Source organism: Streptomyces sp. NPDC029151 (assembly GCF_055564315.1).
Window position 1 is genome coordinate 208,971 of the sequence record NZ_JBVHWQ010000006.1, and the last position, 13,387, is coordinate 222,357.

General features: G+C 73.0%; 12 protein-coding genes. 10 read left to right on the forward strand and 2 right to left on the reverse strand.

Features of this window, described 5'->3' with window-relative positions:
- Positions 1–60 precede the first annotated feature (60 nt).
- From ACZ4VF_RS23235 to mscL, 6 genes are all read left to right on the forward strand, one after another.
- Positions 61–1,566: a potassium/proton antiporter gene (locus tag ACZ4VF_RS23235; RefSeq protein WP_467928630.1), complete on the forward strand. Its 1,506-nt coding sequence runs from the start codon at positions 61–63 to the stop codon at positions 1,564–1,566.
- Positions 1,567–1,846: 280 nt separating this feature from the next.
- Positions 1,847–3,145: an MFS transporter gene (locus tag ACZ4VF_RS23240; protein ID WP_467928227.1), complete on the forward strand. Its 1,299-nt coding sequence runs from the start codon at positions 1,847–1,849 to the stop codon at positions 3,143–3,145.
- Between the two features lie 67 nt (positions 3,146–3,212).
- Positions 3,213–3,539, forward strand: a complete 327-nt coding sequence (locus ACZ4VF_RS23245; protein ID WP_467928229.1) for an FmdB family zinc ribbon protein — start codon at positions 3,213–3,215, stop codon at positions 3,537–3,539.
- A 99-nt stretch (positions 3,540–3,638) separates the two neighbouring features.
- Positions 3,639–4,472, forward strand: a complete 834-nt coding sequence (locus ACZ4VF_RS23250) for an S-methyl-5'-thioadenosine phosphorylase (RefSeq protein WP_467928230.1) — start codon at positions 3,639–3,641, stop codon at positions 4,470–4,472.
- Positions 4,473–4,583: 111 nt separating this feature from the next.
- Positions 4,584–5,285 carry an RcpC/CpaB family pilus assembly protein gene (locus ACZ4VF_RS23255; protein WP_467928232.1) on the forward strand — a complete coding sequence of 234 codons (702 nt, stop codon included), beginning with the start codon at positions 4,584–4,586 and terminating at the stop codon, positions 5,283–5,285.
- Positions 5,286–5,423: 138 nt separating this feature from the next.
- On the forward strand, positions 5,424–5,900 hold the full coding sequence (gene mscL / locus ACZ4VF_RS23260; RefSeq protein WP_467928233.1) for a large conductance mechanosensitive channel protein MscL: 477 nt from the start codon (positions 5,424–5,426) through the stop codon (positions 5,898–5,900).
- A 19-nt stretch (positions 5,901–5,919) separates the two neighbouring features.
- On the opposite strand, the gene ACZ4VF_RS23265 is transcribed toward mscL, so the two are convergent.
- The gene (locus ACZ4VF_RS23265; protein WP_208032721.1) at positions 5,920–6,096 is read right to left on the reverse strand and encodes a hypothetical protein; all 177 of its coding nucleotides are present in this window, start codon (positions 6,094–6,096) and stop codon (positions 5,920–5,922) included.
- A gap of 197 nt (positions 6,097–6,293) precedes the next feature.
- On the opposite strand from ACZ4VF_RS23265, the gene ACZ4VF_RS23270 reads away from it, so the two are divergent.
- The 4 genes from ACZ4VF_RS23270 to ACZ4VF_RS23285 all read left to right on the forward strand — a co-directional run bounded on the left by ACZ4VF_RS23270 (position 6,294) and on the right by ACZ4VF_RS23285 (position 10,877).
- The gene (locus tag ACZ4VF_RS23270) at positions 6,294–7,532 is read left to right on the forward strand and encodes a low temperature requirement protein A (RefSeq protein ID WP_467928234.1); all 1,239 of its coding nucleotides are present in this window, start codon (positions 6,294–6,296) and stop codon (positions 7,530–7,532) included.
- Between the two features lie 41 nt (positions 7,533–7,573).
- Entirely contained in the window at positions 7,574–8,596 is a 1,023-nt protein-coding gene (locus tag ACZ4VF_RS23275) for a P1 family peptidase (protein ID WP_467928236.1), read from the forward strand.
- Positions 8,597–8,752: 156 nt separating this feature from the next.
- On the forward strand, positions 8,753–9,973 hold the full coding sequence (locus ACZ4VF_RS23280) for a L,D-transpeptidase (RefSeq protein WP_467928237.1): 1,221 nt from the start codon (positions 8,753–8,755) through the stop codon (positions 9,971–9,973).
- A 157-nt stretch (positions 9,974–10,130) separates the two neighbouring features.
- Entirely contained in the window at positions 10,131–10,877 is a 747-nt protein-coding gene (locus ACZ4VF_RS23285; RefSeq protein ID WP_467928238.1) for a DUF6227 family protein, read from the forward strand.
- 129 nt (positions 10,878–11,006) lie between these two features.
- Here ACZ4VF_RS23285 and ACZ4VF_RS23290 read toward each other — a convergent pair whose 3' ends face one another.
- Positions 11,007–13,262, reverse strand: coding sequence for a PTS fructose transporter subunit IIABC (locus tag ACZ4VF_RS23290; RefSeq protein ID WP_467928239.1), 2,256 nt, complete (start codon positions 13,260–13,262; stop codon positions 11,007–11,009).
- Between the last annotated feature and the right edge of the window lie 125 nt (positions 13,263–13,387).

The following is a 13,387-nucleotide window of genomic DNA, read 5'->3' on the forward strand; positions in this document are numbered from 1 at the left end:
ACTTAGGTAAGCTAACGAAGTAACCGGAGATCACCTGTCCGATCCGAGGGGGAACGCCCGCTGACTGTCCACCACCTCAACCAGCTCCTGCTCGTCTGCTCCGTCGTCCTGCTCGTCGCCGTCGCGGCCGTCCGGATCTCCTCGCGCAGCGGGCTCCCCAGCCTGCTCGTCTACCTGGGGATCGGCGTCCTCATGGGGCAGGACGGGATCGGCGACGTCCACTTCAACAGCGCCGCGGTGACCCAGGTCATGGGGTACGCGGCCCTGGTCGTGATCCTCGCCGAGGGCGGCCTGGGCACGAAGTGGAAGGAAATCCGGCCGGTTCTGTCCTCCGCCGCCGTCCTGGCGACCGTGGGCGTCGCGATCAGCGTCGGCGTCACCGCGGCGGGGGCGCACTACCTGGTCGGGCTGGAATGGCGGCAGGCGCTCATCATCGGCGCGGTGGTCTCGTCGACGGACGCGGCGGCGGTCTTCTCGGTCCTGCGGAGAATCCCCCTCCCCGCGCGCGTGACGGGCACGCTGGAGGCGGAGTCCGGCTTCAACGACGCCCCGGTGGTCATCCTGGTCGTGGCCTTCTCCACGGCCGGCCCGGTCGAGCACTGGTACGTCCTGCTCGGCGAGATAGCCCTGGAGCTGGCCATCGGCGCGGCCCTGGGGCTCGCGGTGGGCTGGTTCGGCGCCTGGGGGCTCCGGCACGTCGCCCTGCCCGCCTCCGGCCTCTACCCGATCGCCGTGATGGCCATCGCCGTCACCGCCTACGCCGCCGGCGCCCTGGCCCACGGCAGCGGCTTCCTCGCCGTCTACCTGGCCTCCATGCTGCTCGGCAACGCCAAGCTGCCCCACTGGCCCGCCACCCGCGGTTTCGCCGAGGGGCTCGGCTGGATCGCGCAGATCGGCATGTTCGTCGTCCTCGGCCTGCTGGTCACCCCGCACGAGCTGGGCGACGACGTCTGGCCCGCCCTGGTCATCGGGCTGGTGCTGACCATGGTGGCCCGCCCGCTGAGCGTGATCGGCAGCCTGGCGCCGTTCCGGGTGCCGTGGCGCGAACAGGCCCTGATGTCCTGGGCGGGACTGCGCGGCGCCGTGCCCATCATCCTGGCGACCATTCCCATGGTGAACGGCGTCGACGCCAGCCGCCGCATCTTCAACATCGTCTTCGTCCTGGTCGTCGTCTACACCCTCGTCCAGGGGCCGACCCTGCCCTGGCTGGCCCGCACCCTGCGGCTCGGCGAGAAGGGCGAGGCGGCCGACCTCGGCATCGAGTCGGCGCCCCTGGAGCGGCTCCGGGGGCACCTGCTGTCCGTGTCCGTCCCCGAGGGCTCCCGGATGCACGGCGTCGAGGTCAACGAGCTGCGGCTGCCGCCGGGGGCGGCCGTCACCCTGGTCGTGCGCGAGGAGAAGTCGTTCGTCCCACTGCCCACGACGGTGCTCCGGCACGGCGACGAACTGCTGGTGGTGGCCACCGACCCGGTCCGCGACGCGGCCGAACGGCGCCTGCGCGCGGTCGCGCACGGCGGCAAGCTGGCGGGCTGGCTGGGCACCGACGGATCCGGCGGCACGCGGTGAGGGGGCAGCGGCCGTTCCGCACCACCCCCTGGAAACCCCAGGTGGCCACGCGCATGGTGCTCGTTTTCACAGTCGCGCGAGCGGTGATCCCTGTACGATGAAGGCGCACCCTGATCGAACCAACTCTGCCTGACGCAGAGCTGGCGCGACCGTATGGCGGCCGGGTCGCCCCCCACATCCCCGTGGGCACCGGCATCTACCGCAGTCCGCGCAAGAGGACAGCTCTCGGCGCCCGGCCCGCACGGGGCCCGCGCTACCAGGCGGCAGAAAGGCACGGGCCGTGGGATCCACGGTCACCACCACCGAACCGGAGAAGACCTCGCCGGCGTCCTCCCGCCCCGGATACGGACAGCTGCTGCGCACCCGCGGCGCCTGGACCTTCCTGCTCCCCGGCTTCGCGGCACGCCAGCCGTTCGCGATGCTCACCCTCTCCATCGTGCTGCTCGTCCAGCACACCACCGGCTCGTACGGCGCCGCGGGCGCCGTGGCGGCCGCCACCGGTGTCTCCATGGCGCTGTTCGCGCCCTACAGCGGCCGCCTCGCCGACCGCTACGGCCAGCGCGCCGTCCTGGTCCCCGGCATCCTGGTGCACACCGTCGCCGGCCTCACCCTGACGGCGCTCGCGCTGGCGCACGCACCCCTGTGGGCGCTGTTCCTGGCCTCCGTCCCGACCGGCGCCTCGGTGCCCCAGGTCGGCCCGATGGTGCGGGCCCGCTGGGGCGTGAAGCTCCAGGGTTCCCCCCTGATGACCACCGCGGCCGCCTTCGAGTCGGTCACCGACGAGCTGACCTTCGTCTTCGGCCCCCTGCTGGCGACCGCGCTGTGCACCGCGGTCGCACCGGCGGCCGGTCTGGTCACGGAGGCCGCGCTGACCCTCGTCGGCGGTCTGCTGTTCGCCGCGCAGAAGAGCACGCAGCCGTCGGTGTCCGCCGGCAGCGGCCACGCGCGCGTGCGGCACGCCTCCGCGCTGCGCGTCCCGGGCGTGCGCGTGCTGGTCGTCACCTTCCTGGGCATCGGCTCGGTCTTCGGCGGCATGCAGGTCTCGCTCGCGGCCTTCACGCAGTCCATCGGCGAGCCCGGCCTCAACGGCGTCCTCTACGGCGTCTTCGCCGCCGGCAACATGCTCTCCGGCATCGCCTGCGGCGCGATCGCCTGGAAGACGGCCCCCCACAAGCGCATCGTGATCGGTTACGCCGCGCTCGCGCTGGCGGCGTCCGCGCTGTGGACGGCGCACTCGGTGCTGCTGCTCGCCGCGCTCGGCCTGCTGGTCGGCATGTGCATCGCGCCGTCGCTGATCACGGGCTACACGCTGGTCGAGAAGCTGGTCCCGGCCGGTGCCCGCACCGAGGCCTTCACCTGGCTGACCGGCGCGGTCGCGCTCGGCCAGGCCGCCGCCGTGACGGTCGCCGGACAGCTGGAGGACCGGCTGTGGGACGGCGCCGGGTTCCTGGTGCCGATGGCCGGCACCGTACTCGCGCTGGCGACCCTGGTCACGCTGCGGTCCCGGCTGGTTCCGCGGCACGGGAACCGCACGGTCGCGCGTGGCGTCGGTCACCGCGTGCCGGTCACGGTGGACTGATCCCCGGGAATACGTCACTATGGACCGTCGTTAGCACTCATTGAGTGAGAGTGCCAGGAGGAAGACAGTGCCGACCTACCAGTACCAGTGCACCGAGTGCGGCGAGGGCCTTGAGGCGGTGCAGAAGTTCACCGACGACGCCCTGACGGAGTGCCCCAGCTGCAAGGGCCGCCTGAAGAAGGTGTTCTCCGCGGTCGGCATCGTCTTCAAGGGCTCCGGGTTCTACCGCAACGATTCCCGCGGCTCCACGTCGAGCAGCGCCCCGGCGTCGAAGCCGGCCGGCTCCTCGTCCGACTCGAAGACGTCCTCTTCGTCGGCGTCCTCGACGTCCTCGGCGTCCTCGACGTCCTCGACCTCGTCGTCGTCCGGCTCCACCAGCAGCTCCGCCGCCTGAGAACTCTCTTCCGAGCCCCGCCGTCGCCCGACGGCGGGGTCTTCGGCGTTCCCCGGTACCCGCTCCCCACCGCCTTCTCGGGCCGCTAGTGTGCTGGTCATGGCGAACGCAGAGATCGGCGTGATCGGCGGATCGGGTTTCTACTCCTTCCTCGACCACGTGACCGAGGTCCAGGTGGACACCCCCTACGGAGCGCCCAGCGACTCCCTCTTCCTCGGCGAGCTCGCCGGCCGGAGGGTCGCCTTCCTGCCCCGGCACGGCCGCGCCCACCACCTGCCGCCCCACCGCATCAACTACCGCGCCAACCTGTGGGCCCTGCGCTCGGTCGGCGTCCGGCAGGTGCTCGGCCCCTGCGCGGTGGGCGGGCTGCGCCCCGAGCACGGCCCGGGCACCCTGCTCGTACCGGACCAGTTCGTGGACCGTACGAAGTCCCGGGCACAGACCTACTTCGACGGCCTGCCGCTGCCCGACGGCACCGTGCCGAACGTCGTGCACGTCTCCATGGCCGACCCCTACTGCCCCACCGGGCGGGCCGTCGCGCTGAAGGCGGCCCGCGGCCGGGACTGGGAACCGGTGGACGGCGGCACCCTGGTCGTGGTCGAGGGCCCGCGCTTCTCCACGCGCGCCGAGTCGCTGTGGCACCGGGCCCAGGGCTGGTCGGTGGTGGGCATGACCGGCCACCCCGAGGCCGCGCTCGCCCGGGAGCTGGAGCTGTGCTACACGTCCCTGACCCTGGTCACGGACCTCGACGCGGGCGCGGAGACCGGTGAGGGCGTCTCGCACGAGGACGTGCTGGAGGTGTTCGCCGCCAACGTGGACCGGCTGCGCGACGTCCTGTTCGACGCGGTGACGGCCCTGCCGGCGACCGCGGACCGGGACTGCCTGTGCGTGAACGCGCTGGGCGGGATGAACCCGGGGTTCGAGCTGCCGTAGGGCGGTGGGGTGGGCGAGTTGTCCACAACCAGCCGGTGATCCACCGGCTCCGGCGGGATCCGGCGCGAGGCCCCATCGTGGGAGCGCAAGCCGAACTCCTCGTCGCAGGCGGTGATTCCCGTGCCCTCGCCCACTCCCGTCACGCCCCCGTTCCCGCCTCCCCTCCGGCTCCCGCGCCCACTGGGCACGGACGCCCCGCCGACCCGCGAGGTGCCCCCGTTCGACCCGGTGCGGGTGCGCGGTGGCCGGTACCGGCTGCACCGGCTGGTGCGGCATCGCCGGCGGGCGGTCGCGGCCGGCCTCGCGGTGACCGCGGCGGCGCTCGTGGCGGCGGGTCCCCGGGCCGGACTGTCCGGCGGCACCGGTACGGAACCGCACGGCTCGGGCAGGCCCCGCGGCCATCCGGTCAGCGAGCCTGCCCGAGGGCAGCCGGGCGCGGGGGCCGCCCGCGGGCATACGGCCACGGCACCTCCGCTACGGCACCCGGCGGCCGACGTCGTGTCGGCACCGGTGCGGATCGCCGACGCGGCCACGGTGCGGCTGCTCCGGCCCGGTGACCGTGTCGACGTGATCGCCGCGCCGGACCCGTCGGCCGGCGGCGGGGAGGCGCGGGTGCTCGCGAGCGGGGTCCGGGTGACGACCGTGCCGGAGATGCCGGAGATGCCGGACGGACCGGAGGGACCGGTCGCGCCGGGGGCCTCGGCCGGTGCGGCGGAGAGCGGCGCGCTGGTCGTGCTGGCCGTACCGCGGGCCACGGCGGCCCGGCTGGTCGGCGCGGGCGCCACCGCACGCCTGGCGGTGACGCTGTGCTGAACCAGTTCCTCCGCGCCCTCGGTGGCCTGCTGTCACCTCTCTCGATCGAGCGAGGCAAGTGGACACACCGACCGCACCGTGCCGTAAGTTGCGGAGCGCTTCATTCCACAGCCTGTGCATACGAGGAGAGTCCCCGAGGTGAGCGCGAAGCAGCAACCGAGCGTCTGGCACGGCTTCAAGGCCTTCCTGATGCGCGGCAACGTCGTCGATCTGGCGGTGGCGGTGGTCATCGGCGCGGCCTTCACGAACATCGTCAACTCGGTGGTGAAGGGGATCATCAATCCGCTGGTCGGAGCGATCGGCACACAGAACCTCGACAGCTACAGCACCTGTCTGAAGGACCCGTGCCATGTGGCCGCGGACGGCACGGTCAAGAGCGGGGTGCCGATCATGTGGGGCTCCGTCCTGGGCGCCACGCTCAGCTTCGTGATCACCGCGGCGGTGGTGTACTTCCTGATGGTGCTGCCGATGTCGAAGTACCTGGCCCGGCAGGCGGCCCGGAAGGCGGCGCGGGAGGGCACGAGGGAGGTCATCGAGGTGACCGAGCTGGAGGTGCTCAAGGAGATCCGCGACGCGCTGGTCGCGCAGCGCGGGGCCGGGCGCGACGAGCGCTAGCGGCGCCGCAGGGGGCCGCTCAGAGGTGGTGGGGCGGCTTCTCGTCCAGGAAGCGCCTCAGGTCGGCGGCGCTGTCGCCGGCCGGGCGTTCGCCCCAGCCGCGGTCGGTGTCGTCCGAGGACTGCTGGTCCAGCGGGTCGTCGAAGACCAGCGCGGGCTTCGGATCGCGGGGCTCGGGCTCGGGGGCGGTGCTCATGCCACCAGGGTACGGCGCCCCCCGCTCAGGCCCGACGGCTAGCTCTCTGCCCACGCCGCCCCGGCCCACACCGCCCCGGCCCACACCGCCCCGGCCCGCGCCGGCCCGGCCCACGCCGGCCGCTCCCGCCGCCCCGCCCCCGGCGCTCGTGAACGCGCTCACAAGATTTCGGCCCGGTTTTCTGCTGTGCTGGGACCATGACGTCGAGTTCCGCCCCGGCGCCCGCCCCCTCGGGCGCACCGCAGCCCTCCCGCCCCCTGCGACGGCTCACCGCGCGCGGGCGCGACGAGGAGCACCGCGTCGCGTCCCCGCTGGAGCTGTTCTTCGACCTGTGCTTCGTCGTGGCGATCGCGCAGGCGGGTGTGCAACTGGTGCACGCCGTCGCGGAGGGGCACGCGGGCAGGGGCATCCTCGACTACGTGATGGTGTTCTTCGCCATCTGGTGGGCGTGGATGAACTTCAGCTGGTTCGCCTCGGCGTACGACAACGACGACGCGCTCTACCGGGTCGTCACCCTGGTGCAGATCGCCGGTGTCCTGGTGCTGGCCGCCGGCGTCTCCCGGGCCGCCGCGCACCACGACTTCCTGCTGGTCTGGCTCGGCTACGCGATCATGCGGCTGGCGATGGTCTGGCAGTGGCTGAGAGCGGCGAGATCGGCCGCGGGCACGGAGCGGACCACCGCGTTGCGGTACGCGTACGGGGTGCTGCTGTGCCAGGCCGGCTGGCTGGGCCTGGTGCTCCTGCCCGAGCCGTCCCGGCCGTGGGTGTTCCTCGTGATGGTGGTCGCGGAACTGTGCGTGCCGCTGTACGCCGAGAGGGTCCAGGAGACCTCCTGGCACCCGCATCACATCGCCGAACGGTACGGCCTGTTCACCATCATCGTGCTCGGCGAGACGATCGCCGCGGCCACGGTCGCCGTGAAGTCGGGCGTGGACGAGCACGACGCGCTGGGCGAGCTGCTGCCCATCGCGGCGGGCGGCCTGCTGATCGTCTTCGCCGCCTGGTGGATCTACTTCGTGGTGCCCATCCACGGGCACCTGCGCTCCACCCGGCGTGCGTTCGTCTGGGGCTACGGGCACTATCTGGTCTTCGCCTCGGCGGCGGCGATCGGCGCCGGGCTGGAGGTGGCCGTGGAACAGGCGGTCGGCAAGGCGCACATCTCCGTCCTGTCCGCCTCGGCCGCCGTCACCCTGCCGACCGCGCTGTACCTGCTGACCGTGTGGGCGTTGCACTCCCGCCACTTCAAGGTCGGTCTCGCCCAGCAGCTCGTCCTGCCGGTCACGGCCCTGCTGGTGATCTGCTGCACCTTCCTGGGCGAGTGGGCGGTGCTCGCGGCGGGGCTCGTGTCCTCGGCCGCGGTGGCGACCGGGGTGGTCCTGACGGCGCGCACGGCCGCCCGGGAACGCGGGGCGGGCGCCGCCGCCGAGACCGGCTGAGTCCCTCGGTCCGGGGCGCCCGCTGGGCCAGACTGGCGTCCATGACAGCTGACGCTCTGACGGATGTCGCCGGGCTGCGGGTGGGGCACGCCACCCGGCGCGGCGGCGGCCTGCTCACCGGCACCACGGTCGTCCTCGCCCCGGAGGGCGGTGCCGTCGCCGCCGTGGACGTGCGGGGCGGCGGCCCCGGCACCAAGGAGACCGACGCCCTCGACCCGCGCAACGTGGTGCAGAAGGTGGACGCCGTGGTGCTGACCGGGGGCAGCGCGTACGGGCTCGACGCGGCCTCCGGGGTGATGGCCTGGCTGGAGGAGCGGGGGCGCGGGGTTCCGGTGGGCGTGGATCCGGCGCACGTCGTGCCGGTGGTGCCGGCCGCGTGCGTCTTCGACCTGGGGCGCGGTGGCGACTTCCGGGCGCGTCCGGACGCGGCGACGGGACGTGCGGCGGTCGAGGCGGCGGCGGCCACGGTGCCGGGTGCGCGGGTGCCGGAGGGGTGCGTGGGCGCCGGCACGGGCGCCGTCGTCGGGCGGCTCAAGGGCGGGGTGGGCACCGCGAGCACGGTGCTCGGCTCGGGCGTCACCGTGGCGGCGCTGGTCGTCGCGAACGCCGCGGGAGAGGTGCTGGATCCGGGGACGGGCGTGTTGTACGGGGAGTTGTTCCAGGGACGGGTGGAGTACCCGGAGGAGCGCGTGCACGCAGCCGCGCTCCGGCGCCTGGACGAGGCCGCCCCCGGGAACGCGCCGGCGCCGCTCAACACGACGCTGGCGGTGGTCGCGACGGACGCGGACCTCTCCAAGGCGCAGGCGCAGAAGCTGGCGGGCACGGCACACGACGGGATCGCGCGCGCCGTGCGGCCGGTGCACCTCCTGCACGACGGCGACACGGTGTTCGCGCTGGCGACCGGCGCCCGTCCGCTCGACCCGCACCCGCTCGCGCTCAACGACATCCTGGCCGCCGGCGCGGATCTGGTGACCCGCGCGATCGTACGGGCCGTGCGCGCCGCCGAGTCGGTCGCCGGGCCGGGCGGAGCGTGGCCGTCGTACGGGGAGTTGTACGGCCGTTAGGGGGCCGTGCTGCCAAGGGGGTTGAGCCCCGGATTGTCGCGGTTCTGTCACGTGATGGCGTTCACGGGAGTGGAAGGGAACCTTCCGCAGCGGCGGAGCCCTCTTTCTCCACGCACTGGAACGGACCACGCACATCACACGAACCTGGAGCAGCCCGTGACAACGCCGGACATTGCAGCGCGGCGCGCACTCGGGGCCTGTGCCGCCCTGATGGTCGGCGCCCTCACCCTGACCGCGTGCGGCGGCAGCGCCAACGCGAACAACGACGACGGCAAGGGCGGCAAGGACTCCCCGAAGACGTCGACGGCGAAGATAGCGATCTCGGCCAAGGACGGTTCGACCGGGGCGTCCATCAACGCCACCGGGGTGAAGGTCAGCGACGGCAAGCTGACCGACGTGAAGATGACGGTGGCGGACTCCGGGCAGACCGTGCCGGGGGCGATATCGGCGGACGGCCACACCTGGAAGCCGAAGGAGCAGCTGGAGCGCGGCACCAAGTACCGGATAGCCGCGACCGCGAAGGACACCGACGGACGCACGGCGGCGGCCAACTCCATCTTCACCACCGTCAGCTCGTCGAACAGCTTCATCGGCACCTACACGCCGGACGACGGCTCGACGGTCGGCGCGGGCATGCCGGTGTCGTTCACCTTCGACAAGTCCATCACCGACAAGAAGGCCGTGCAGTCCCACATCACGGTCAACTCCACCAGCGGCCAGCAGGTGGCCGGGCACTGGTTCGGCGACCGGCGCCTCGACTTCCGGCCGCAGGAGTACTGGAAGGCCGGGTCCAAGGTCACGCTCTCCATCGACCTGGACGGCGTCGAGGGCGCGAAGGGCGTCTACGGCGTGCAGAAGAAGACCGTCACCTTCACCATCGGCCGCTCGCAGGTCTCCACGGTCGACGTGAACACGCAGACCATGACGGTCGTGCGGGACGGCAAGACGATCAAGACGCTGCCGATCTCGGCGGGCAGCCCGCAGCACACCACGTACAACGGGCAGATGGTGATCTCCGAGAAGTTCGTGCAGACCCGCATGAACGGCTCGACGGTCGGCTTCGGCGGGGAGTACGACATCCCGGACGTGCCGCACGCGATGCGGCTGACGACGTCGGGGACGTTCATCCACGGCAACTACTGGTACAACCGCGGCAACCCGCCCTTCGGGCGCACGGGCACCAGCCACGGCTGCGTCGGCCTCGCGGACGTGCAGGGCGCCCAGGGCGCCACCGAGGCCAAGTGGTTCTTCGACAACTCCCTCGTCGGTGACGTCGTGATCGTGAAGAACTCCCCCGACACGACGGTCTCCCCCGACAACGGGCTCAACGGCTGGAACATGTCGTGGAACGCCTGGACCGCGGGGAGCGCCGTCTGAGCGGCGGTTTCTGACGGAACGACGGGCCGCGCGGGAACTTCTCGCGCGGCTCCGGCGTTTTCCCGGCGTACGTTTTCTCGGTTCCCGGACATGATGTCCGACCGAGGGGCTACGGTATGCACCCACAAGGTGACATGCAGCAACGCCGGGAGAAACCTTGAGCGTTCCGTACGAGACGGCAGCGTACGAACCAGCCGAGTCGCCCGAGTCTCCTGAGGAGCATCTCGCGCGACTTCTCGGCCGTGCCCTGAACTCGTTCGAGCTGCCCGACGAAGTGATACGGCGCCTCGACTGCGCGCTGGCGCACGACAGCTCGCTGCACTCCGCGTACCACAGCGCGGGGCTGCACCGGGAGACGTACCGGCACACCTGGCTGCTCGCCGACGGCACGGCGGTCACGCTGTGGGAGCTGGTGCACAACCCCACGCCGGGCAGCGCCCCGGAACACGAGGTGTACGTCGACGAGGAGGAGCTGCAGGCCGCCGCCGACCGGCTCGGCCCGCAGCCGGACACCCAGGACCTGGAACTGCCCGCGCTCATGCGGCTGTGGGCGATTCCGGAACCCCGGCACGTGTTCGCCTCGGACGACTCCGCGGACCACGCCCGCCGGCTGCTGCGCCGCGCGGAGAACCCCGACCGGCCCGGTGCCGACACGGCGGCGCTGCTGGCGACGGCGACCGCCCACCAGATCACCCAGGCCTTCGGCCGCCCCGGCCGGGCCGGCCGGACGGGGCTGAGCTACGCGCTGTACGAGCACGCCTTCCTGCTGCCCGACGGGACCGAGGTCTCCCTGTGGGAGGTCGAGCACACGGCGACGCCCGACGGGCGGCACATGTGCGAGGTGTACATGTCGGAGGACGCGGCCCGCGACGCGATGGAGCGGCGCGCGGCACGGCAGGGATAGCGCGCCCGCCGTACAGGCGGGTCAGGGCCCGGGACCTCCGTCCCGGGCCCTGAGTGTCCCGCCATGGCCCGTAGCCAATAGCCCGTAAGCCCGTAGCCGGCAGCCCTTGGCCGATAGCCGGCAGCCGGATCAGGCGGCTATCGGCTGCTTGGTGCCCTCGGGAGCGGCCGTCTCCTGTGCGGCCGGGTCGGCGGCCGGGGACTCGGGGTTCGGCTTGCGCAGGCCCTTGAGGAGGACCACCAGGACCGTGGTGGCACCGACGCCGGCCGCGATGGCCACCAGGTACAGCAGCGGGTTGCCGATCAGCGGGACTACGAAGATGCCGCCGTGCGGGGCGCGCAGGGTGGCGCCGAAGCCCATCGACAGGGCGCCGGTGAGCGCGCCGCCCACCATCGAGGAGGGGATGACCCGCAGCGGGTCGGCCGCCGCGAAGGGGATCGCGCCCTCGGAGATGAAGGACGCGCCCAGCACCCAGGCGGCCTTGCCGTTCTCGCGCTCGGCCGCGGTGAACAGCCGGGCGCGGACGGTGGTGGCCAGGGCCATCGCCAGCGGCGGGACCATGCCGGCCGCCATCACCGCGGCCATGATCTTCATGGCGGAGTCGCCGGGGGTGGCGACGGCGATGCCGGCGGTGGCGAAGGTGTAGGCGACCTTGTTGACCGGGCCGCCCAGGTCGAAGCACATCATCAGGCCGAGCAGGGCGCCGAGCAGGATGGCGTTGGTGCCGGTGAGGCCGTTCAGCCAGTCGGTCAGGCCCTTCTGGGCGCTCGCGATGGGCTTGCCGATGACGACGAACATCAGGAAGCCGACGATCGCCGAGGAGATCAGCGGGATCACCACCACGGGCATGATGCCCCGCAACGCCGCCGGGATCCGCACCCGCTGGACGGCCAGCACCACGCCACCGGCGATCAGACCGGCCGCCAGGCCGCCGAGGAAGCCCGCGTTGATGGTCACCGAGATCGCGCCGCCGACGAAGCCGGGGACCAGGCCGGGCCGGTCGGCCATGCCGTAGGCGATGTAGCCGGCCAGGACCGGGACCAGGAAGCCGAAGGACACCACGCCGATCTGGAACAGCAGGGCGCCCCAGCTGTCGGCCTGGGTCCACACGAAGTGGTCCATCACCGAAGGCGCCTTGTTGATCTTGTAGCCGCCGATCGCGAAGCCCAGCGCGATGAGCAGACCGCCCGCGGCGACGAACGGGACCATGTAGCTGACGCCGGACATGAGCCACTTGCGGAGCTTGGTGCCGTAGCCCTCGGTGGAGTCGCCCGCGCGCTCCACCGGCGTACCGGACGGCGCCTGCGCCGGCGCGCTCGCCTCGCCGCGCGCCGCCTTCCCGCGGACCTCCGCGATGAGGTCGGCGGGCCGGTTGATGCCCGCCTTCACACCCACGTCGACGGTCGGCTTGCCCGCGAAGCGGTCCTTGTCACGGACGGGGACGTCGTGCGCGAAGATCACGCCGTCCGCCGCCGCGATCACCGCCGGGTCCAGCCGGGTGAAGCCGGCCGAGCCCTGCGTCTCGACGGCCACCTCGACGCCCGCCTCACGGCCGGCGTTCTCCAGCGACTCGGCCGCCATGTAGGTGTGGGCGATACCGGTGGGGCAGGAGGTGACGGCGACGATTCGGAAGGGGCGCCCGCCTGGGGCCGGAACGGCGTCCGGCACCGGGGCGGATCCGTCCGCGACGGCCGCGTCCGCAGCCGGGGCCGTACTGCCCGCCACGGCGTCGGCGGAGGCCGCCACCGACGCCGCGGCGGTGTCTTCGGAGGCAGCCGCGGCACCCTGGGGAGTGCCAGCGGCACCCTGAGGAGTGCCCACGGCCCCCTGCGCGGAGCCACCGGCGCCCCGCGCGGAGTCGGTGCCCTGGGCGGAGTCCGCGGCGCTCTGGGCGGATCCCGCGTCCGCCGTACCGCCGGCGCCCTCGCCCGCGGCCGTCGGCGCCTCGTCCCCGCGGATCAGCGCCGCCGCGGTGTCCGCGTCCCCGGCCGATCGCAGCGCGTCGGTGAACTCCGTGTTCATCAGCTGGCGGGCGAGGGAGGAGAGGATCGTGAGGTGGGCGTCGTCGGCGCCGGCGGGGGCCGCGATCAGGAAGACGAGGTCGGCCGGGCCGTCCGCGGCACCGAAGTCGATGCCGGCGGCGCTGCGGCCGAAGGCGAGGGTCGGCTCGGTGACATGGGCGCTGCGGCAGTGCGGGATGCCGATGCCGCCGTCGAGGCCGGTCGGCATCTGGGCCTCGCGGGCGGCGACGTCGGCGAGGAAGCCCTCCAGGTCGGTCACCCGGCCCTGGGCCACCATGCGCCGGGCGAGGGTACGCGCCGCCGCTTCCTTGGTGTCGGCGGACAGGTCGAGATCGACCAGCTCCGCCGTGATCATTTCGCTCATCGCGGGCTCCTATGCACGCGTACCGCCCGGGGAGAGGGGTGGGCGGGAGTGGGGACGGGGGTGCGGTGGGGGGACGGGGTGGTGCGGGAGGCGGGGCCGGGGGAACCCCGCCTCCCGCGGGCGGC

Bases quoted from the DNA above. Each gene is read 5' to 3' on its own strand.
- ACZ4VF_RS23250 (WP_467928230.1), top strand. From the start codon at position 3,639: ATGGCGAACGCAGAGATCGGCGTGATCGGCGGATCGGGTTTCTACTCC.
- ACZ4VF_RS23265 (WP_208032721.1), bottom strand. From the start codon at position 6,096: ATGAGCACCGCCCCCGAGCCCGAGCCCCGCGATCCGAAGCCCGCGCTG.
- ACZ4VF_RS23270 (WP_467928234.1), top strand. From the start codon at position 6,294: ATGACGTCGAGTTCCGCCCCGGCGCCCGCCCCCTCGGGCGCACCGCAG.
- ACZ4VF_RS23275 (WP_467928236.1), top strand. From the start codon at position 7,574: ATGACAGCTGACGCTCTGACGGATGTCGCCGGGCTGCGGGTGGGGCAC.
- ACZ4VF_RS23290 (WP_467928239.1), bottom strand. From the start codon at position 13,262: ATGAGCGAAATGATCACGGCGGAGCTGGTCGATCTCGACCTGTCCGCC.